This window comes from Actinoplanes sp. NPDC051475, assembly GCF_040689425.1.
Lineage (GTDB): Bacteria > Actinomycetota > Actinomycetes > Mycobacteriales > Micromonosporaceae > Actinoplanes.
In genome coordinates this window covers 255,378-276,634 of sequence record NZ_JBFAZZ010000001.1, presented here as the reverse complement: position 1 = coordinate 276,634, position 21,257 = coordinate 255,378, and the positions used below count along the sequence as shown (strand labels likewise).

Sequence of the window (21,257 nt, the reverse complement as noted above, 5' to 3'; positions counted from 1 at the left end):
TCATGCAGCTGCGCAATCCCCTCGGCGTCCACGCTCTGGTCTGGGCCGGCGACACGTCGCCCGCCGCCGTCGCGTACGCCGTCGCCCAGACCGCCAAGACCGGCTTCGACCTGCTCGAGTTCTCCCTCCACGACTCCCTCAACCTCGACGTGGCGGCCACCCGTGGGCTGCTGCGGGAACACGGGCTGAAGGTCGCCTGCTCACGCGGGCTGGCCTTCGACGCCGACGTCTCCAGCGAGGACCCCGCGGTGGTCGACCGCGGCGCGAAACTGCTGCACGACTCGCTGGCCATCACCCACGACCTCGGCGGCACCCACTTCACCGGCGCCCTCTACAGCGCCCTCGGCAAGTACGGCGCCCCGCTCACCGAGGCGGGCCGGGCGAACGTCGTCCGGGTGCTGCGCGAGCTGGCCGCGGAGGCCGGCACCCGGGGCATGACGCTGGGCCTGGAGGTCTGCAACCGCTACGAGACGAACGTGGTCAACACCGCCCGCGACGCTCTGCGGCTCGCCGACGACATCGGGGCGGACAACGTGCTCGTGCACCTGGACACTTACCACATGAACATCGAGGAGGACGACCTCGTGCGACCCGTACGGGAGGTCGGCGACCGCCTGGGCTACGTGCACATCGGCGAGAACCACCGTGGCTACCTCGGGTCCGGCCACCTCGATTTCACGTCGTTCTTCCACGCCCTGGAGGACGTCGGCTACACCGGCCCGATCACCTTCGAGTCGTTCTCGTCGGCCGTCGTCGCCCGCGGCCTCTCCAACGACCTGGCGATCTGGCGCAACCTGTGGTCCGACGGCGAGGACCTGGCCCGGCACGCCCGCGCCTTCATGGCCAACCAGCTGACGGCCCGGCCCTCATGACCGCAATGGCGAGGTCGGCCGAGGACCTCACCTTCGACGCCCTGGTACGCCGGGCCCGCGACCTGGTGAAGGGGGGCCGCCGCGCGATCCTGGGAATCGCCGGCGCCCCCGCCGCGGGCAAGACCACGCTGGCCGAGGAACTCGTCGCGGCGATCGCGGCGCAGGGCCCGGCCGGCTGGGTCGCGCACGTGCCGATGGACGGCTTCCACCTGGCCGACGTGGAGCTGGAACGGCTCGGCAACCGCGACCGCAAGGGCGCGCCGGACACCTTCGACGCCCTCGGCTACGCGGCCCTGCTGCGCCGCCTGCACGAGGACACCGACGACATCGTGTACGCACCCGGTTTCGAACGCGTCATCGAGCAACCGATCGCGGGCGCCATCCCGGTGCCCCGCTCGGCCCGCCTCATCGTTTCCGAGGGCAACTACCTGCTGGTCGACGACGAGCGGTGGACCAAGGTACGGCCGCTGCTCGACGAAATCTGGTACACCGACCTGGACCGCGAATCCCGCCTCGACCGCCTGATCGCCCGCCACGTCCGCTTCGGCAAGGAGCAGCAGGCAGCGGTCGCCTGGGCCACCGGCACCGACGAACGCAACGCGGCGGTGATCGAGGCGACCCGGGACCGGGCGGACCTGCTCGTGCCGGCGTCACTGATCCGCGGCCTGGGCACTCCACCGTCGTGAATCCGCCCATGGCAGACTTCACACGTGTCTGTCGGTGAGGCCGTCGAGACCGAGCCGCGGCGGCGGCCGGGCCGGGCCGTACGCTTCGGCCTGATCGTCACCGCCGTCCTCCTGCTGCTGTTCGGCGTGCCCTGGTGGACCCTGATCTGGGCCGGCAACCGCTGGCCCGGCGCGGTGTTCGCGGCCGGCACGGTCCTCGTCGCCGCCCTCGCCGCGGCCTTCCCGGTGCTGATGTTCTCCGGGCACGGCCGCCATCACCGCGACGGCGCCGCCCGCACGGCCGACACCCTGCTCGGCGTCGTCTGGGTGCTGTTCGTGTGGTCGATCCTGGGCAACCTGCTGCGCGCGGTCCTGGCCGTCGCGGGCGTCGCCGATCCGGTCCGCTCCCGCATCGTCACGGCGGCGGTCGCGCTGGTCGCGCTGGTCCTGCTCCTCTGGGGGTACGCGGAAGCGATGCGCGTGTCCCGCGTCCGCCGCGTCGATGTGACGATCCCCCGCCTCGGCCCGGGGCTGGACGGCCTCCGGATCGTGCTTCTGACCGACACCCACTACGGCCCGATCGACCGCGCGCGCTGGTCCCGGGGCGTCGTCGACGTGGTGAACTCCCTCAACCCGGACATCGTCGCCCACACCGGCGACATCGCGGACGGCGAAGTGGCGCAACGCCGCGAGCAGGCCGCCCCGCTCGGCGACGTTCGTGCGAAGCTCGCCCGCGTCTATGTGACCGGCAACCACGAATACTTCAGCGGCGCCCAGCGCTGGGTCGAGCACATGGCCTCGCTCGGCTGGGAGGCCCTGCACAACCGGCACGTCGTCGTCACCCGCGACGGCAGCAGCCTGGTCGTCGCCGGTGTGGACGACCGCACGGCGGCGGGCTCGGGCGTGCCGGGGCACCACATGGACCACGAGGCGGCGCTGCGCGGCACCGACCCGTCCCTGCCGGTCCTGCTCCTGGCGCACCAGCCGCAGCAGATCACCGGCGCGGTCGCCCACGGGGTCGACCTCCAGCTGTCCGGCCACACCCACGGCGGCCAGATCTGGCCCTTCCACTACCTCGTCCGGCTCGACCAGCCGGTGCTCCAGGGCCTGAGCCGGCACGGCGAGCGCACCCAGCTGTACACCTCACGGGGCACCGGTTTCTGGGGACCACCGTTCCGGGTGTTCGCGCCCAGCGAGATCACGCTGCTGACCCTGCGGCGCTGACGTCACTTCCAGGTGGGATCGTCCAGGTCGGCCTCGGTCAGCATGGCGGTCGCGTACTCGCACCGGCCGCCCGGACAATCCGGCGACGGCCACTTGATGGCGACGACGATGCGCAGCATGGCGATCAGACCGTCATGGTTGGCAGGGTTGGTGCATGCGCCGCCGCTCTTCGGCTGCCAGCAACGGCCCACGAACCACCACCGCTCGTACGGGGTGGTGTCGCCGTCGATCTTGACCGCTTCCGCGGTGGTCGGCAACGTCTTGATCGACGAGGTCGTCGACTGGCCCGGGTCCTGATACGCGGGTGCGGTGAGGGCGTCGTCGACATAGACGCCGACCTCGGAGGCGCGCCACCCGGCCGCCTTCGCCGTCGCCAACTGAGTCTCCACCGCGGTCTGGGTGCGGCCCAGCATCAGATTCTCGCCGGGCAGCTGGCTGGCGTAGTCCATCGCGCCCGCGGCCAGCTGCACGGCGGCCTGCGAGTCCGCCTGACGGCGGAGCACGCCGCCGGAGCCCACGAAGAAGATGACGACGCTCGTCATCACGGCCCCGACGATGCCGAGCGCGACGATGGTCTCCACCAGCGAGAACCCGTCGTCGGCCGGCAGCCGCGCCGGCCCGCTCATCGTTCCGTCACGTTCGTCAGGCCGGACGTGCTGACCGGCGGGGTGGCGTTCCACTTCTGCAGCCAGTCGCCGGTGCACGGCACGAGACCGATCCAGTCGGCCTGCACGGCGGAGTACACCCCGGGCAGTGGCGCGAGGCATTGGTTCGCGTAGGTCCCGGTGCCCTCGATGCGGTACTTCTCGTCGAATGTGGGGGCGATCGCACCGCGCACCCGCCAGATGTACTGGGGCCGCGTGGGATCCGACGACGACGGGCACTTGTCCGCGGTGGCCGCGTAGGGGCGGCCGGAGTTGAAGCCCGGCACCCGCAGACAGAGCTTCGCTCCCGCCGGGTCCGTCACGACGATGAGCCCCGGGGGGTCCTCCGGCTTCGGCGCGACCCACACCTGGTTCCACACCTGGCTCCAGGACCGGTCCGGGATGCTCGGCGACTGCTTGCACGGGAAGGCCCAGATCGGGTAGCCCGGGTAGGAACCGTCCGTCTTGTAACCGGTGTAGTCGAAGCACTTGCCGAACTGGCGGTAGTTGACCAGCTGCCCTGAGGCGGGGTTGGCGGCCGCTCCGGAGCCGGCGGAAGGGGTGACGTTCCACGACTGGTAGTTGGTCAGCGTCAGCCCGCACCGCTTCGAGTTCCCGTTCAGTCCCCCGGACATGTCGTTCAGGACGATTCCGTGATCGGGCCACTGGACGGTCCAGCAGAAGCCGTTGAGCGTCTTCCCGTCGTTGGTGCCCCGGAAGTTGCTGTTCTCGTCGAAGCTCCATTGCTGGCGAGGCAGCGCCGGCGAGCCGCCGCACTTCTGGAGCTTCAGCACGCTGCCGACCTTCTCCGGGGAGCCTGCGTCCGCGCACAACCCCTCGTCGTTGGTGGCCTTCATGTGCCGGATGGACAGGTCGAACATGTATCCGAAGAGCTGGGAGTCCACCGGCGTGCCGTCCGGGTTGTCGGCACAGGTCTCCACCGTCAACGCCATGTCGGCGGAGAGCGGCGGGGCGGTGAGACACCAGTCCTGCGAGCTGGTGCGGTACAGCATGATCTGGCCGCCCGGTACGTTGCCCTTGTCCCGCAGCTTGAACTGGTAGGTACCGATCAGCGTCCGGTGGTGCTGCCCGTCGGCGGAGGTCCCCACCGCGAGGACGTACGCGTACTGCGGGCGCTCCGGGAGCTGGGAGGGACAGGGCATGCCCTTGGCCCGTACCCAGTCCTCGTCATGGGCTTCGGGGTTCTCCGCCAGGTACCAGATGTTCGCCGTATAGCCGGCGCCGGTGCCGCCCATGGTCCCGGTCACCTGGGCGGTCGGCGTCAGACTGCAGGGCAGGTCGGCCGGCACACCGAAGCCGTCGGTGTCGTGGGCCGCGCGCAAGCTCGCCAGCGCGCTGGCCAGCGCGGTACGGGCGGCGACCAGCGCCGTCGCCCGGCTCTGCGCCGTACGGGTGCTGACCGTCTCCCGCGTCAACGTCGTCATCAGCAGCACGCTCAGCCCGACCGCGATGATGATCACCAGCGTGGCCAGCGGCATCGAGCCGTCGTCGCCGCGTCCCCGCCGCGTCACGGCCGGTCCATGTCGGTGCAGACGCTGCCGGCGGCCGTCGTCAAGTTCGTGTTCAGGGCGGTGAAGGTCATCTCCGACCGGCGGCCGACCGCGGACTCCCCCGCCGAGCGCACCTCGATGTTGACCGTGAGCCGCTGGTGCGGATAGGTGCTGGAACTGGCCGGCTCCAGGGTGAACGGGTCGGTGCCGACGAGCTCGGACGCCACGGTGGCCCAGGCGCCGGTCGGCCCGCCCGGCGGCCGCGTCCGCCGCTGCAGCTGCCCGGACGGCCCCTCCAACCGGAGCTGGGTGCAGACGGTCGCGCCGGCGGTGACAGCCGTCCATTCGACGTACCAGCTGCCGCCCGGCGTCGCGGCCGCGTTCGGCTCGCTGATGCCGCTCGCGTAGCGCACCGAGCGGTCCAGCTGCTGGAAGGCCGTCTGCAGCTGAGAGATCTCGATCGACAGGCTCTCGTCGCGCCCGCTGCTGCGGTACATCTGCAGGATCGACGCGGTGACGAGAGCCGTCACGATCGACATGATCGCCAGCGTCATCACGAGCTCGACCAGGGACACCCCGGCGTCGCGCAACGCGACAGCGCGTTCGGCGGGCATGCCCTGCCGGCGCTGGTTGCGCTTCGTCATCAAGCCTGCTCCTCCGTCGGCGGACGAGGGCAACATCGACGGCCCGGGGCGGCACATTAGGAAGCCGGGCCAGGACGGCCCTACGTGCCGAAGCGGAGGCGGAAATCCGCGAGCGTCAGCGACAGGAGCGGCTTCCGGCCGGCGAGGTACGCCAGCGGACTCCCGGGCTCGATGTGCCAGGTGATACGGGTGCGCCGCAGCGCCGCCGTGCCGCTCACCGCGGTGTGCACGAGGGTGCCGTCGTCGCGGGCCTGGAGCAGGGAGAGCGGGGCCGGCCACCGGCCCGGGAGGCGGCGGCCCGGCCGGATCTCGGCGCGGGCGATGTCCGTGGCCGCGGCCATGGACGGGGCGACGGAAAGCTCGGCGAGGCCCTTCGGGATGGCCCACAGGGCTCGGCCGCCCTCGCACGACTCGGGGCTGTCCACCCAGATGTCCATGATCGAAGGGCGCAATGGCCGCACCAGCACCGCCGCGAGCAGCTCCCGGTAGTGCAGCGTGCCGCCCGGTTCGTAGGCGACCCAGGCCGCGCCGACCAGGGTACGGCCGCCCAGGGTCAGCGGGCGCAGGCCGCCGGGCAGCGGGGGCAGGGCACGGCGGGGGCACGGCGAACACCGACAGGTGGAGCTGGCCGCGCAGGCGCCACGGGGAGGGCGGGTACATCAGGCGCAGGCTACCCGGGCCGCCGCCCAGTCCGCGTGGTCCAGGGCGTTGCCGTCGCCGGCGTCGGACACCCGCAGCTCCATCGTCGTCGCCCCGGTGAGGTCGACGCTGACGGCGGTGGCCGGGTCCGCGCCGGTCAGGACGCCCGACTGGTAGCGGAGCTCGCCGTCGAGCCACACCGAGAAGACCACCGAGCCGCCGGTGCCGGTCTCGTCGTCGACGCCCACGGCCGCGCGCAGGCGGGAGCAGGCACCCGACAGCGGCACGGTCACCGTCGAGGCCGCGTGTGCTCCCAGGCCCTTCGGGTACGCGGTTCCGGCGACGGTCAGCGGGCCGCCGTCGCCGGCCGCCTGCTCGCCGTTGCTGCGGTCCTTCTCCACCGGGCCCCAGCCGTTGGTCTGCGGGGTGTACGGGCGGTCGCTCAGCCAGGCCCAGCCCGGTGGCAGCGGCGCCGCCGTGGTCACCGTCGCCGAGGTGGTGGACGTGAAGCCGGTCGGGGTGGTCGTCTCGGCGGTGGCGGTCAGGGCGTACGTCCCCACGTCCGTGTCCGGCGGCGCGGTGACCCGGAAGGCCGCCGTGGCCGGGATGCCGTACGCGACCGTGCCGAGCGTGACCGACGGCGGCTCGACGGTCCAGCCCTGCGGGGCGGTCAGCCGTACCGTCGCGTTCTCGAGCCCTCCGGCGCAGCGAGCGGTGACCATGACCTGGACCGGTTCCGCGACGCCGGGCTGCACCGACCCGTCGGTGGTGGCGGCGAGCGACGGCGGGCAGGGCGCCGGCACGTCCGAGTCGGGGACGCCGCCGGCCGCCGCCTCACGCCGGGTCAGCGGCCGCACCACCAGCTCCTGCGAGTACGGGCTGGTCGGCGACAACCGGTACGGCGCCAGCACCGAGTTGGGCGTCTCCCCCATGCCGGTCTCGCCCGCCTCCGCGTGCAGGGTGACCCAGCCCCGGTTGCGCACGAGCGGCAGCTGGTGGTCGTACTCGGCGCGGTCGAGGTCGTCGTACGCGGTGACGCTCACGTCGCGCATGCCACCGACGAGCAGGCCCGCGCGCCCGTCGGTGAGGGCAGCCCACCGGGCGTCGGTGTGGTTGCCGTACGCCTGCGGCCGCGAGTACCGCACGTACTCGTCGGCGACGGTGCTGCGGTACACGCCCATCGGTGCGCCGTCGTGGCGGTCGTTGTACGACTCCTGCGGCCCGCGCCCGTGGTAGGCGAACTGCTGCAGCTCGGCGGGCAGCCGCAGCGACAGGCCGACGCGCGGCAGGTAGGGCAGCGAGCCGAGGCGCGGCCCGGAGGGCACCACGTCCTGGCGCAGCGTGATCGTGCCGCGCCGGTCGATGCGGTAGTGCAGCGTCTGGTCGAACGCGATGCCCGTACCGGTCCACCGGCTGCGGACCTCGACCACGGCGGCGTCCGCCTCGGTGGTGGCCCGTACGCCGGTCACCGACGACCTCAGCGCGTCGAGGCCGGTGTCGTGCCAGATCCGGCGGTCGTCGGTGCCCCAGTCGTACGTCTCGTTGCTGGTCGGCGGCCGCCACACGTCCAGCAGCGGCCCGCCGCGCAGCAGCTCGCGGCCGCCGCTGCGCAGCGACACCAGGGCGCCGTCGTCGAAGCGGTAGCCGAATCCGGGCCCGGACACCGTCACCGTCGAGCCGCGGGTCGTGAGCGCCGGTGCGCCGGCCACCGGGGGCGTCGCCACGCCGGGCACCGCCGTACCCCCGACCGCGAACTGGTCCTGGCCCAGCACCCAGCCGCGGCGGGCCCACGGCAGGTCGCGCGTGCTCGTCGCCGTGACGGTCAGGAAGCGTTCCCGGTCCTGCGGGTTCGCCGGCACCGCCCCGGTGGCGAGGTCGGCCGACCCGGACGGTTCCAGGTGCACGGTACGGGTGCCCGAGCGCAGGGTCCGTTCCTGCTCGGTCAGCGTCCAGCGCACCTGGACGTCGAGCGCGCCGGCCTGCTGCTCGTTGTGCAGCGTGATGCGCCCGACGGCGGCGTCGGTGGCGCTGATCCGCACCGGCGCCTGGGCCCACGCCATCTCGGCGGTCTCCGGCTGCACGTACCGGTCGGAGCCGACCAGGCCGTCGGTGCCCGACAGGCTGATGCCGAGGCTGAGGAAGTCGCCGCGGCGCCGGAAGGTGTCGAAGTCCAGGGCGAGCACGGCCTTGCCGGCTCCGGCGGCGAGCTGATCGGGGTTGAGGGCGGTGGCGTAGATGCGGGCATCGTCGACGAGACCGCGGCCGAGGCGGGCACTCCACAGGTCGTTGTCCTGCTGGGTCTCGGCGTTGCGGCCCACGTTCACCTCGTACAGGCCGGGGTCGACCGCGCCGGTCCGGGGAGCCGAGGCCACCCGGGCGCCGTCGATGTACAGGTGCAGCGCCGCGCCGTCGTATACGCCGGTGACGCGGTGCCAGGCGCCGTACCAGTTCGCGGGGACGGCCGCGGCGGCGGTGGCCCAGCCGCCCGCGTCGACGCCGAACTCGAGGGTGTGGCGGTCCCGCATCTGCAGCGCGTACCCCTGGCCCTTGGTGAGGATCGGGAAGCTGCCGGCCCACTCCCCCGGCTTGACCCATGCGTCCAGGGTGAGCGGGCCGGTCAGGTCGAGACGGCGGTCGCGGAACACGTCGACGTAGTCGTCCAGGCTGGACAGTTCGACGGCCTTGCCGCGGTGGCCCGGCGCCTGGCCCGGCTTGCCGACCAGGAAGGCCTGGAGGTGTCCGGGCGCCGAGTCCGGCGTGAGCACCAGCGGCTGGCGCAGGTTCTGCTCGGCCCAGTCCCAGATGAAGCCGCCCTGCATCTCGGGGTGTTTGCGGGCCAGCGCCCAGAACTCGTCGAAGTTGCCCAGCCCGTTGCCCATGGCGTGGGCGTACTCCCCCATCACGATCGGCTTGGTGCTGCTCAGCGTCCGCGCCTCCAGCCGGGCCGGGGTCGGGTAGCGGGGACCGTCGACGTCGGCGTACGGGGCGTCGCCGTCCGGGCTGTTCGACTGGTGGTAGAGCAGCCGGGTGGGCTCGTTGGCGTCGGCCCAGGCGGCCATCGCGAAATGCGCGGCGCCGAGGCCGGCCTCGTTGCCGGTGTCCCAGAGGATGACGCTGGGGTGGTTCTTGTCGCGGGCCACCATCGCCTGGAAGCGGTCGGCGAACGCCTTCTGCCACTCCGGCCGGTCCGCGAGGCAGACCGAGGGGCAGCTCTCGTGGTTGTGCGTCTCGATGTCGACCTCGTCGTCGATCCACAGGCCGTGCCGGTCCGCGAGGTCGTAGAGGTACGGGTCCGACGGGTAGTGCGAGGTGCGGACCGCGTTGAGGTGCAGCCGCTTCATCAGGAACACGTCGTCGCGCTGCGCCTGCCGGGTGACGTGCCGGCCGGTGTCCGGGTCGGTCTCGGCGCGGTTGGTGCCCTTGACCAGGATCCGGCGGCCGTTGACGAGGATCTGCCGGTTGCGCACCTCGATCTCGCGAAAGCCGACCGCCTGGGCCGTGGTCTCCAGCACGCGTCCGCCCGCGTCGAGCAGTTGCAGCGCGAGCGTGTAGAGGTTCGGCTCCTCGGCGCTCCACTTCGCCGGGTTCCGCACCGGGGCGGTCAGCGTCACCCGGCCCGCGCCGGTGGCGGCCTCGGTGGTGGTCACCGTACGCCCGCTGCCGTCGAGCAGGGTGCCGCGCACGGTGAACGCCCCGGGCGCACCGGCGACGTCGACCCGGGCCGAGAGGGCGGCGTCGGTGAAGGAGGCGTCCAGGTCGGTCGTCACGTACGCGTCCCGCAGCCGGGTCTGCTCGGTGCGGTAGAGGACGACGTCGCGGAAGATGCCGCTGTAGCGCCACTGGTCGAAGTCCTCGAGGTACGCCCCCGAGCCCCAGCGGTGCACCTGCACGGCGATGGTGTTGCGGCCCGGCTTGAGCCGCTCGGTGACGTCGAACTCCGCGGGCGTGTAGCCGCCCTGGTCGTACCCGACGTAGGCGCCGTTGACCCAGACCAGGTAGTTGCTGGTCGCGCCCTCGAAGCGGAGGAAGACCCGGCCGCCGCGCCAGGACGCCGGCAGATCGACGGTACGCAGGTAGGCGCCGGTGGGGTTGACGTCGCGCGGCACCCGGGGCGGGTCGTCGGGGACGATGTCGCTCGGGATGTTGCGGAACATCGGGTGGTCGGCGAAGTCGGACTGCCAGGTGTGCGGCACGCGTACCGACGGCCACGCCGACGGGTCGAAGCCGGCCTGGTGGAACGCGGCGGGGACGTCGTCGGGCCGGTCGAAGATCTTCAGTCGCCACGCGCCGTCGAGCGAGCGGACGTACGGGCTCGGACCGTCGTGGTCGGTGACGTCCGCGGCGGCGTCCGCGATCGAGGCGTACGGCCGGAGGTCGGCGTGCGGCTGCTCCTGGCCCTCGCCGGTGAGCTCGGGATCCTCGAGGTAGCGATACACGTCCGCGACGGTCTGCGGACCACCGGGCGCCGGGGCGGCGGTGGCGGATCCGGGGGCGGCGGTCACCAGCGAGGTGACGAGCACGAGGGCAGCGGCGGCGGTGACGAGACGGCGCACGGGCACTCCTCGGGCTCGGCGACGATTATCGACCGATATTGATACTTTCCCGCCCGGGGGGGCATGTCAATGCAGGGCGCTGATCGCCTCCGCCGCGGCCAGCATCTGATCGCCGACCGGCTGGAGGCCGATGCCGGCCGCCAGCAGGCCGGTGGAGACCCGCTCGGCGACACCCCACTCCCAGACCGCGGTCGCGTCGAGGCCGGTGCGGGCGGCGAGCAGGCGGGCCCGGTCCCACGGATCGCCCGCCATGAGCTCCGCGGGGTCCTCCCGCATCAGCACACCGAGGTCGTACTCGGGCTCGGCGAGCAGGCCGTCCGGGTCGACCAGCCGCCATCCGCCGCCCGCCTGCAGGGCGTTCCACTGGTGGACGTCGCCGTGGACCAGGACCGCCCGGGCGTCGTCGTGGGCCTCGATCCGCCGCTCGGCGCAGGCGACGGCGTGCGCCACCGTACGCTCGCCGCACGGCCGCCCGAGCTCCGCCCAGCGCTGCCGGATGTGCCGGATCAGCCACCGCCCCTTGTCCGCGCCGGTCGGCAGCCCCGCTCCGGCCGCCGGGCGCCACACCCGCCGGGCGAGATCGGTGAGGATCTCCGAGGCGAGGAGCGACGGCAGGGCGGCCAGCCAGTCGTCCGCCTGCGCGGCCCGGGCCTTCGCGGTCACCACTGCGGGTACGTGCACGGCCGCGATCGTGACACAGGTGACCATGGCCGGCCAGGTAATTGCGTTGAGCCGTCCGGGCCGTAGCCGCAGGATGGAGCCACCGCCTTCCCTTCTGCCTGAGGACTATCGATGCGCCTGCTCCGCGACTTATGGGCTGTTTCGCCCCGTCGCACCGCCCTCATCGCCGTCCTCATCGTGCTGGGCGCGGCCGGGCAGGCCGGCGCCCTCGGCCTCGCCGGCGCGGTGCTGGTCGACCGGTCGATGCCCGTGTTCGGCGTGCTCGCCGCCGCCCTCGTGGTGGCGGTGCTGAGCGACGTCGTCGTCGGCCTCGCCGCCGCGCGCCTGACCGCCGACTGGGCGGCCGCGGTGCGCCGCGGGCTGTGCAAGGTCGCCTTCGGCCAGGACGTCCCGACGCTGGAGAACACCCCGGTCGGCGAGCTGCTCGACCGCATCGACAACGACGTCTACCAGGTCGGCTCCGAGGTGCGCGGCAGCGGCGTCCGGCTGGCCCAGTCGCTGGCCGTCGCGGGCCTGTCGATCGTCACGGCGTTCTTCGCGTGGTGGCCGGCGGGCGTCGGCATGGTGCTGGTGTCGATCCTGCTCGTGGCCGTCATGACCAAACCGATCCAGCGCATCTCGCCCGCCCGGATCAGCGAGGAGGAGGCCTGGTCGGACCTCGCCGCGGTGATGGAGGAGGCGATCCACGGCCAGGACGACGTACGGACCAGCCTCGCCGCGCCGTACGTGCGCCGTCTCTACGCCCAGCGGGCCCGGGAGGTGCTGGAACGCGGGCGCCGGGTGTGGCGGATGTCGTCGCGGATCACCATGGGCGCCGGGGCGATCACCCGGACGCTCATCGCGGTCCTGGTCGTCGGGGGCGCGTGGGCCCTGACCGCCGGGCACATCGACGGCGCCCGGCTGACTGCGGTCTGGCTGCTGGCGCTGGGCTTCGGCGGCACCCTCGAGCACGTCACCCGGATGGTGCCCGAGCTGCAGAACGCGCTCGGCGCCTGGAGCCGGGTGCAGCTGCTGCGCGCCGTGCCGCAGGAACCGGCCGGCGGTCTCCCACCGGCCGACGGCGACCTGACGGTCCGCAACCTGACGTTCCGCTACGGCGAGTCCGACTCCGGCCGGCCGCCCGCGCTGCGCGACGTGAGCCTGACGTTCCGCCGGGGCCGGTCGTACGCGCTGATCGGCCGCACCGGCTCGGGCAAGTCGACGCTGGCGAAGGTGCTGACCCGCGCAGTGGACGTGCCGCCGGGCGCGGTGTCCCTCGCCGGCACCGACATCAACGACCTCGATGTCGAGGACCTGCGCCGGTGGACGGCGATCGTGCCGCAGCGTACGGAGATCCTGGCCGGCACCCTCGCCGAGAACATCGCCCTGTTCGACGAGGCGCTGCTGCCCCAGGCGGCGACGGCCCTCGCCGAGCTGGGCCTCGACGCGTGGGCGGCGAGCCTCCCCGACGGCGTCGACACCAAGCTCGGCGAGGGCGGTTACGTGCTCTCCGCCGGCCAGGAACAGCTCGTCGCCTTCGCGCGGATCCTGGTCCGCGACCCGCAGGTGGTGATCCTGGACGAGGCCACCGCGCGGATGGACCCGGTCACCGAGGCATGGGTGCAGCGGGCCACCGACCGGCTGCTGCAGGGCCGCATCGGCGTCATCGTGGCGCACCGCCTGTCCTCGGTGCGCCGCTGCGACGAGGTCGTCGTGCTGGCCGACGGCGAGGTGCTCGAGGCCGGCCCGCTCGCCGAGTCGCGCCGCTTCGCCGAGCTGCTGGCCAGCTCGAACGTGGTGGCGCCGGCCCGCAGCGGCGGCGGGGTCGCGTTGCTGGAGCGGGAGCCGAAGGAGCCGGTCCCGTCCGAGCTGGGCAACAACCTGCCGCTGGCCGAACCACCGCCGCTGCCCGAGCCGCCGCCGGCCCGCACGATGCGGGAGATCTTCCGGCTGACCACCAACGACGCCCGGTACGGCCTGGCCGCGGTCGCGCTGTTCGCCGTGCTCGTGCTGCTGGGCCTCGACGGCGCAATCCTGCCGCTGCTCTGGTCGCAGGTCGTCGACGGCGTCGGCGATCCGCTGCGGCCCGCGCTGGCGATCGCGGCGGCCCTGATCGTCGCCATCCCGACGCTGTACTACACCGGCGCCTGGTTCCCGGAGTGGTGGGTCCGCCAGATGCTGCGGATCAGCATGCGGCTGGTGCACGGGCAGATCGGGCCGCGCCGGATCAGCAAGCACACCCCGGCCGAGGTCGTGGCGCAGGGCGGCGACACCGAACGGGTCGTCATGCTCGCCGACAACCTCATCGACACCGCCGTCAGCCTCGTCATGATCCTCGCGATGACGCTGGCCTCCCGGTCGTGGGTGCCGGCGCTGTTCTTCGCGGGCACGATGGTGGTGTCCGGGCTGGCCGCCACGCTGTTCGGGCCGCGGCTGGAACGGGCGGCCCGGCGTACGGTCGCCGCCCGCGCCGGCTTCGCGACCGCCCTGGTCTCGTCGCTGTCGGCGGCCCGCACGGTGAAGCTGGCCGGCGCGACGGTGCCGGTGCTGGGCCACCTGGCGAAGCTCGACGGCGTGCGCAGCGAGCGGCAGCGCCACGAGATCGCCATCCAGGTGTGGGCGCGGTCCACGCCGTCGCTGCTCAGCGGCCTGCTGCCGATCGCGGCATGGGCGATGTACCTGTCCGGGGACCTGTCGGCGGCCGCGACGCTGATCGCCGTGGCCGTGCTCGGTGCGGCGCGCTGGTTCGCGTGGACCACCGCCTCGCTGGTGTCGCACTTCCCGTCGGCGCGGGTGTGGACGCGGCGGACGGCGGCGATGGCGGGCGTGGCGGCGTACTCGTCGGCGGTGCCCGGTGTGGACATCGCGGCCGGCACGGCCGACGCTCCGCCGGCGGCCCCGCGCGACCCGCTGCGCCGGCTGGAGCTCGCGGGCTTCAGCGCGGTTCACGAGAACGGCACCGTCGGCGCCCAGGACGTCGACCTGACCGTCGAGCGGGGCGAGCTGGTCCTGGTCGTGGGCCCGGTCGGCGCCGGCAAGTCCTCGCTGCTGCGGGCCCTGGCCGGGATCGTGCACCACACCGGCACGCTGGCCTGGAACGGCCGTCCGGTCGACGAGCCGGAGACGTTCCTGCGCCCCAATCAGGTCGGGTACGTGGCACAGCTGCCCCGGGTGCTGTCCGGGACGGTCGCCGACAACATCGCGCTCGGGCACCAGGTGGACGCCGCGGATGCGGTGACGACCGCCCAGCTCGAGCACGACCTGGCGGCGGCCGGCGGCGGCCTCCAGCTGCTGATCGGCCACAAGGGCACCCGGCTCTCGGGCGGTCAGCTCCAGCGGCTGGCCCTGGCCCGGGCGCTGGCGCCGCGCACCGAGCTGCTCGTCGCGGACGACGTGTCGTCGGCGCTGGACGTCACCACCGAGCTGGACCTGTGGCGGGCGCTGCGCGAGCACGGCGTCACGGTGGTCGGCTCGACGTCGAAGCGGGCGGCGCTGTCCCGCGCCGACCGGGTGGTGGTCCTCATCGGCGGCCGCGCGGTGGCGCAGGGCACCTGGCGCGAGCTCGAGGACCGGTACGGCCACCTGGCCGGCTGAGCCGGAAGGAGACCCGGGCCCGCCGCTCAGCGGGTCTGGGTCTCCAGCTGCTGGACGACCTGGGTGACGGTGTCCGCCGGGATCGCGAACCCGACCCCCACGTTGCCCGTGCTCTCGTCGCTCGCGGTGGCGATCGCGACGTTGATACCGATGACATTGCCCGACGTGTCGACCAGGGCGCCGCCGGAGTTCCCCTCGTTGATGGCGGCGTCGGTCTGCAGCAGGCCGGTGAGCTTCTCCGTGCCGGTGTCGACCTCCCGGTCCAGCGCCGAGACGATGCCCGAGGTCACCGTGCCCTCCAGGCCCAGCGGCGCGCCGAACGCCAGGACGGTGTCGCCGACGGCGACGCTGCTGTCCGTACCGAAGGTGGCCGGGGTGAGCCCGGACAGCCCGCTCGCCTGCACCAGCGCCAGGTCGTGGGTGGTGTCGGCCGCGACGGCCGAGGCCGGAACGGTACGCCCGTCCGCCAGCCGTACGCTCACCGTGCCGCCCGACTCGATCACGTGGTTGTTGGTGAGCACAAGCCCGTCGGCGCTCAGCACGACGCCCGAGCCCAGCGCCGACTCGCCCCGGCCGTCGATCAGCACGGTGACGATGCTCGGCGACACCTTCGCGGCGACCGCGGCGAGGCTCGCGTCCTGCGTCGCCGCGGTCGTGGACGTGGTGGCGGTGCCGGTCGTCGCGGCGGCGGCCGGGGTGCCGGTGTAGTGCTCGGCGACGGCGGCTCCGGCCGTACCGCCGCCGGCGATCAGCGCCAGCAGCACCGCGCCGCCGGCGACCCGGCGTGGCCAGCGCCGCTCTCCCCCGCCGTGGTGACTGATCACGTGCGGCGGCAGCGGCGGTACGGGTGGCGGCGCGGCGCTCGCCGGACCGTCGGCGTACGAGGGACGGGTCAACAGATCGGTCATGAGTTCACTGTCGCGCTGCACCTTGTCAGCTCGCGGTGAGCCGTCTGTGGGTTCGCTGTACGCGCCGGATTCACCCGTGCGGGGCGTCGCCCTCGCGGACCGCCGCCGTTAGGCCTGCGGCAGGGCAATTCGGCGAACGACGGGGTGGACAATGACACGGTGGCTGGCCGCCACGGCGCTCCTGCTGGCTCTCGGCGGGTGCGGCGACGACGGTGCGGAGCCGGCCCCCGTGCCGGTGCCGGCGACCACCAGCAGCGTGACGACGCCGACGCGGGCCCTGGCGACCGAGAGCACCACGGCCGGCCCGGCCCCGACCGGACGCCCTCGCCCGGCGCGGAAAGCCCCGGCAGCCCGGACCGCGGCCGGTCCGGACGCCTTCGTCGCGACCGTCCGCGACAAGCTCCCCGGGATCGTCCTGGACCGGCGCGACGAGGAGATCTCCGCGATCGCCGATCAGGCTTGCACGGACCTGGCGGACGGCGAGGACGCGGACGACGTCGTGGCCCGGACCCGGAGCCTGGGCACCGCCGACGCCGGGGCGACCGACCAGGCCACCGCCCGCGAACTGATCAAGCTGGCGATCGACACCGTCTGCCCCGACCAGGACCGCCGCGTCGACGAGTTCTGACCGGGCCGCTTTCTCAGCGCCGCGGCGCCGTCCGGGTTAGCGTGAGGCTCCGACCGGGGAGCTGCGTATGAGTCTGGAAAAGGTGATCTTCGGCTTCTTCGTGCTGCTGGCCGCGACGCTCAACCTCGGATTCTTCATCGGCGACCTGTCCGACCCCTCGCTGCACAACGTGTACGAGCTGTTCGCCGCCGTCGTCGTCAGCCTCATCGCGACCGTGCTGAAGTTCGGCGACCGCACCCAGATCGGCGCGGTGCACCTGGCCACCAGTCTCGTCGCCGACCTCCAGCTGATCACCGCGGCGCTGGTGTGGGCGTACGCCACCGAGATCTCGTCGGCCGGGCTGGACGGGCAGGCGATGGCCAGTGTGGTGTCGCTGTCAGGGGGCGCCCTGCTGGCCAATCTGGTCTCGGTCGTGCTGCTGGTGATCGAGACCGTGTCGTTCCACCGGCGTTGACGGGGAGGCGTCGTGGCTGGTCGGGCACGGCAGGCCTGGCGTCACCTCGTCCGCGGCGACGACCGGCGACGCCCGCCCCGGCGGCGCGCCTCCTTCCCGCGCTCGGCGGAGACGTCGTCGACGATCTTCCTGATCCTGCGCCGGATGCGGGCGCCGCTGATCGTGCTGATCACGATCTTCGCCGTCAGCGTGCTCGGCCTGACGCTCATCCCCGGCAGGGACGCCGCCGGGTACGCGACGCGGATGGGATTCTTCGACGCCTTCTACTTCATGAGCTACACGGCGACGACCATCGGGTACGGCGAGATCCCCGACCCGTTCACCGGTGCGCAACGGCTGTGGGTGACGGCGACCATCTATCTGACGGTGGTGGGGTGGGCGTACGCCATCGGGTCGCTGCTGACCCTGCTGCAGGACCGTGCGTTCCGGCAGGCCCTGGCGCGGCAACGCTTCACCCGTACGGTGAGCCGGCTGCGAGAGCCCTTCCTGCTCATCGTCGGGTACGGCCAGACCGGGCAGCTGCTCGGCCGGAAGCTGGACGCCATCGGGCGGCGCTTCGTCGTGCTCGACGCCGCCGGTGAACGCGTCGACTCGCTCGACGTCGACTCGTACCACGCCGACGTCCCCGGGCTGGCCGTCGACGCCGGCGATCCTCGCGCCCTCGGCCTCGCCGGGCTCGAGCACCCGCAGTGCGCGGGGGTGCTCGCCCTGACCGACGACGACGAGGTCAATCTGGTCGTCACCATGACGGCCGCCCTGATCCGGCCGAGCCTTCCGGTCATCGCCAGGACCGTCTCGCCCGCGATCGACCACCGGATGCGGGCCTTCGGCTCACCGACGGTCGTCAACCCGTTCGACCGCTTCGGCGACCACCTGGGGCTGGCCCTGCGCTCGCCCGCCTCGTACCGGTTGATGTCCTGGCTGGAGAGCGGCCCGGGCGCCGACCTGCCCGCCCGGGGCCGGCCGCCGGTCGCCGGGCGCTGGGTCGTCTGCGGCTACGGCCGCTTCGGCAGGAAGCTCACCGAGGACCTGCGCGCCGAGGGCCTCGACGTCCGGATCATCGACCTGCGGCCGGAGGCCGGCGCCGAGCACGCCGTCGTCGTGGGTGACGCATCCGAACCGGCCGTGCTGGCCCGCGCCGAACTGGAACAGGCGGCCGGCTTCGTCGCCGGCACCGACAACGACACGACGAACCTCTCCCTGATCGCGGCCGCCCGCCGGATCAACCCCTCGCTGTTCATCGCCTCCCGGCAGAACCGCCCGGCCAGTGCGCCGCTCTTCGCGGCGATGGACACCGATCGGCTCCTGGTACCCGCCGAGATGGTGGCCCGCGAGGTCTACGCCCAGCTGAGCACCCCGCTGCTCTGGCGCTTCCTGCAGGACGTGCCGGCCCGCGGCGACGATTGGGCGGCCGAGATGATCACCCGCATCACCGGGCAATGCGGCCCGTGCCTGGGCGACGTCTGGAAGATCGCCGTCACCCGCGGCGATGCACCGGCGCTCGAGCCCCACGTGAAGCCGGGGGGCGCCACCGTCGGCGCCCTCCTGAGAAGCCCGCGCGACCGTGACCGGCCGATCGCCGCCGTGCCGCTGCTGCTGCAGAGGGAGTCGGAGAGCATTCTCGGCCCGGACGACGACGTCACCCTGGCGTCCGGCGACCAGATCCTGTTCGCCGGCCGCCCCTCGGCCCGGCGGGACCTGCTCGACACCATGACGCACCACGCCGTCAGCGAATACGTCCTCACAGGCCGGACGGTTCCCTCCGGCTGGCTGTGGCAACGGGTGACCGGCCGCGTACCGCACGGCCGGTGAACCACCCGCGACGGACCCGCAGGGCCAGGACCAGGGCGAGACCCAGGGACACCAGAACGGCGGCGACGGCGAAGGTCGCGTGCGTACCCCGGGCAACCTCGGTCGCCGGCGCGGTCGTCCCGTCGCCCGCACCGGCGAGGGCGAAGACCGTGCCCATCACCGAGGCACCGGTCATGAGGCCGATGTTCCGCGACAGGTTCAGCGTTCCCGACACCACCCCGCGCTGCTCCCGCGCGACGTTCCCCATCACGGCCGTGTTGTTGGCCGCCTGGAACACCGCGTAGCCGGCGGTGACGACGACCAGAGGCAGGACGTAGCCGAGGACGCCGGCGGTCGCCGGCATGAGGGACAGCACCGCCGCGCCGCCGATGATGCCGCCCAGCCCGGCGGCGACCATGGTCTCGGCCCCGAAGCGGTCGGCGGCGCGGCCCGCCGGTACGCCCACGAGGGCCGACACCGCGGGACCCACGGACATCACCAGGCCGACGAGGGCCGGGCCGAGGTGCAGCGCACCGGACAGGTGGAAGGGGCCCACCACCAGCGTGGTCATCATGACGGTGGCGACCAGGGCGCTCGTGGTCAGGCCGGCGGCGAGTCCCGGGTCACGCAGCAGCGGCAGCCGCAGCAGCGGGGCCGGCACCCGGCTCTCGGCGATCACGAACAGCGCGAGGGCGGCTGCCGCGACGGCGAGCAACGTGAACGTCGTGGTGCCGGACGATCGCCCGCCGGTCGTCATCGCCAGTGCGTAGGCGCCCAGCGTGATCGCCAGCAGTACGGTGCCCACCAGGTCGAACCTCCGCCGGGTCGAAGGCTCCGCAGGCGCGGACCGGGGCAGGGCCCGGTAGGTGAGCGCGGTCGTCAGGAGCCCGAGCGGCACGATCGCGAGGAAGATCGCCCGCCAGCCGAAGCCCGCAACCAGCACTCCGCCGAGCGACGGCCCCAGCGCCGTGCCCACCGCCGACATCGTGCCGAGCAGGCCCATGGCGCGGCCCGTACGGGCCGGCGGGACCGTCTCGCCGACGAGGGCCATGGTCAGCGCCATCATGCCCGCGGCGCCGGCGCCCTGCAGCACCCGGGCGGTGATCAGCAGGACGAGGTTGGGGGCGAGGCCGCACAGCAGGGACGCGGCGGTGAACAGCGCCGCACTGCCCACCAGGAGACGGCGCCGCCCGAGCAGGTCGCCGAGCCCGCCGACGCCCACGATCAGCGTCGTGACCGCCAGGAGGTAGCCGATCACGACCCACTGCACCTGGTGGAAGGCGGCGCTCAGGGAGGTCGCCATGGCGGGGAGGCCGACGTTGGCGATGCTGGTGCCCAGCGACGGCAGGAGCATGGACAGGGACAGGGCGGTGAGCGCCCACCGCGAGGCCGGTCTTGAGGTCACGGATCGACCGTATGGCGCATCGTGGACGGGCGGAACGCGCAAAGATGTGAAGGCACCCATGCACACGACGCCATATCCCGTGCCATCATCGGCGGATGGCGCGCCCCGACCTCAACCTCCTCGTCACGCTGGACGTTCTGCTCGAGGAGGGCAGCGTCACCCGGGCCGGGAAGCGGCTCGCGCTCAGCCCGTCCGCGATGAGCCGCGCGCTCGCCCGGTTGCGGCGCGCCACAGGTGACCCCCTGCTGGTGCGCTCCGGCCGGGGACTGGTGCCCACGCCCCGCGCCCTCGAGCTGCGCGACCGGGTGCGCGGCCTGGTGCGCGACGCCGGGGAGGTGTTGCGCCCGGCAGAGCGTCTCGATCTGGCGACCCTGGCTCGAAGCTTTTCCGTACGCTGCAGCGACGGGTTCGTGGAGCGGTTCGGACCCGGGCTGGTGGCCACGGTCGGCGCCGAGGCACCCAGCGTACGCCTGCATTTCCTGCAGAAGACGAGGCCGGATCCCGGCGCGCTCCGGGACGCGGTCGACCTCGAGACCGGCGTCGCCGACGAGCTCCCCCCTCCGGACGTGCGCAGCCGGCCCCTGTTCACCGACCGGTTCGTCGGAGTCGTCCGCGAGGGGCATCCGCTGAGCGCGGGCAAGGTCACCACGGCCCGGTACGCCTCCGCACGCCACGTGCACGTGTCCCGGCGCGGCCTGGCGGAGGGCCTGGTCGACGAGGCGCTGCGCCCGGCGGGGCGGCGGCGGGACATCGTGACGGTCGTGGACGGCTTCGGCGCCGCGGTGGCCCTGGCGCGGGCGGCCGACCTGGTGGCCACGGTCCCGGAGCGGCACACCGAGAACCTGCGGCACGGCATGCACTGCTTCGCACTGCCGTTCCCGGCGCCGGAGGTGACGGTGTCACTGCTGTGGCACCTGCGACTCGACGCCGACCCGGCCCACCGGTGGCTGCGCGACCGCGTCGCGGACGCCTGCCGCGACCCCGGCTGATCCGGGATCGGCCGAAAGTCGCAGCGGATCCACAGCAGGTCAGGACCGCGGTCCGATGTCCCGCACAGGCTTTCCC

The 21,257-nt window shown here is 73.3% G+C and carries 16 protein-coding genes; 8 read left to right on the top strand and 8 right to left on the bottom strand.

All coding sequences use genetic code 11. The features are described from left to right. Positions 1–2: 2 nt before the first annotated feature. The 3 genes from AB0368_RS01265 to AB0368_RS01255 are packed head-to-tail and all read left to right on the top strand — an operon-like array spanning position 3 to position 2,761. On the top strand, positions 3–872 hold the full coding sequence (locus AB0368_RS01265) for a sugar phosphate isomerase/epimerase family protein (RefSeq protein ID WP_366152372.1): 870 nt from the start codon (positions 3–5) through the stop codon (positions 870–872). A 5-nt stretch (positions 873–877) separates the two neighbouring features. After that, positions 878–1,558 carry a nucleoside/nucleotide kinase family protein gene (locus AB0368_RS01260; RefSeq protein ID WP_366151735.1) on the top strand — a complete coding sequence of 227 codons (681 nt, stop codon included), beginning with the start codon at positions 878–880 and terminating at the stop codon, positions 1,556–1,558. 24 nt (positions 1,559–1,582) lie between these two features. After that, positions 1,583–2,761 (top strand): metallophosphoesterase, encoded by a 1,179-nt coding sequence (locus AB0368_RS01255; protein WP_366151734.1) that lies wholly within the window; start codon positions 1,583–1,585, stop codon positions 2,759–2,761. A 2-nt stretch (positions 2,762–2,763) separates the two neighbouring features. Here AB0368_RS01255 and AB0368_RS01250 read toward each other — a convergent pair whose 3' ends face one another. From AB0368_RS01250 to AB0368_RS01225, 6 genes are all read right to left on the bottom strand, one after another. After that, positions 2,764–3,387: a type II secretion system protein gene (locus tag AB0368_RS01250; protein WP_366151733.1), complete on the bottom strand. Its 624-nt coding sequence runs from the start codon at positions 3,385–3,387 to the stop codon at positions 2,764–2,766. Continuing rightward, complete coding sequence (locus AB0368_RS01245; RefSeq protein WP_366151732.1) at positions 3,384–4,937, bottom strand: RICIN domain-containing protein; 1,554 nt, start codon at positions 4,935–4,937, stop codon at positions 3,384–3,386. The genes AB0368_RS01250 and AB0368_RS01245 overlap by 4 nt, the downstream gene beginning before the upstream one ends. After that, positions 4,934–5,560 carry a type II secretion system protein gene (locus tag AB0368_RS01240; protein WP_366151731.1) on the bottom strand — a complete coding sequence of 209 codons (627 nt, stop codon included), beginning with the start codon at positions 5,558–5,560 and terminating at the stop codon, positions 4,934–4,936. Before AB0368_RS01240 ends, AB0368_RS01245 begins: the two co-directional genes overlap by 4 nt. 80 nt (positions 5,561–5,640) lie before the next feature. Further along, positions 5,641–6,096 (bottom strand): hypothetical protein, encoded by a 456-nt coding sequence (locus AB0368_RS01235; protein ID WP_366152371.1) that lies wholly within the window; start codon positions 6,094–6,096, stop codon positions 5,641–5,643. Between the two features lie 123 nt (positions 6,097–6,219). After that, positions 6,220–10,752: a glycoside hydrolase family 2 TIM barrel-domain containing protein gene (locus AB0368_RS01230; RefSeq protein ID WP_366151730.1), complete on the bottom strand. Its 4,533-nt coding sequence runs from the start codon at positions 10,750–10,752 to the stop codon at positions 6,220–6,222. A 66-nt stretch (positions 10,753–10,818) separates the two neighbouring features. Then, positions 10,819–11,433 (bottom strand): aminoglycoside phosphotransferase family protein, encoded by a 615-nt coding sequence (locus tag AB0368_RS01225; RefSeq protein ID WP_366151729.1) that lies wholly within the window; start codon positions 11,431–11,433, stop codon positions 10,819–10,821. A 111-nt stretch (positions 11,434–11,544) separates the two neighbouring features. On the opposite strand from AB0368_RS01225, the gene AB0368_RS01220 reads away from it, so the two are divergent. Further along, complete coding sequence (locus tag AB0368_RS01220) at positions 11,545–15,006, top strand: ABC transporter ATP-binding protein/permease (RefSeq protein ID WP_366151728.1); 3,462 nt, start codon at positions 11,545–11,547, stop codon at positions 15,004–15,006. 26 nt (positions 15,007–15,032) lie between these two features. On the opposite strand, the gene AB0368_RS01215 is transcribed toward AB0368_RS01220, so the two are convergent. Further along, entirely contained in the window at positions 15,033–15,914 is an 882-nt protein-coding gene (locus tag AB0368_RS01215) for a trypsin-like peptidase domain-containing protein (protein WP_366151727.1), read from the bottom strand. Positions 15,915–16,065: 151 nt separating this feature from the next. On the opposite strand from AB0368_RS01215, the gene AB0368_RS01210 reads away from it, so the two are divergent. The 3 genes from AB0368_RS01210 to AB0368_RS01200 all read left to right on the top strand — a co-directional run bounded on the left by AB0368_RS01210 (position 16,066) and on the right by AB0368_RS01200 (position 18,808). Then, positions 16,066–16,542, top strand: coding sequence for a DUF732 domain-containing protein (locus AB0368_RS01210; protein WP_366151726.1), 477 nt, complete (start codon positions 16,066–16,068; stop codon positions 16,540–16,542). Positions 16,543–16,609: 67 nt separating this feature from the next. After that, positions 16,610–16,996, top strand: a complete 387-nt coding sequence (locus AB0368_RS01205; protein ID WP_366151725.1) for a DUF6394 family protein — start codon at positions 16,610–16,612, stop codon at positions 16,994–16,996. 12 nt (positions 16,997–17,008) lie between these two features. After that, positions 17,009–18,808: an NAD-binding protein gene (locus AB0368_RS01200; RefSeq protein ID WP_366151724.1), complete on the top strand. Its 1,800-nt coding sequence runs from the start codon at positions 17,009–17,011 to the stop codon at positions 18,806–18,808. On the opposite strand, the gene AB0368_RS01195 is transcribed toward AB0368_RS01200, so the two are convergent. Beyond that, on the bottom strand, positions 18,738–20,192 hold the full coding sequence (locus AB0368_RS01195; protein ID WP_366151723.1) for an MFS transporter: 1,455 nt from the start codon (positions 20,190–20,192) through the stop codon (positions 18,738–18,740). The genes AB0368_RS01200 and AB0368_RS01195 overlap by 71 nt on opposite strands. 95 nt (positions 20,193–20,287) lie before the next feature. Between AB0368_RS01195 and AB0368_RS01190 the strand changes: the two genes are divergently transcribed. Then, on the top strand, positions 20,288–21,181 hold the full coding sequence (locus AB0368_RS01190) for a LysR family transcriptional regulator (protein ID WP_366151722.1): 894 nt from the start codon (positions 20,288–20,290) through the stop codon (positions 21,179–21,181). Positions 21,182–21,257: the final 76 nt, after the last annotated feature.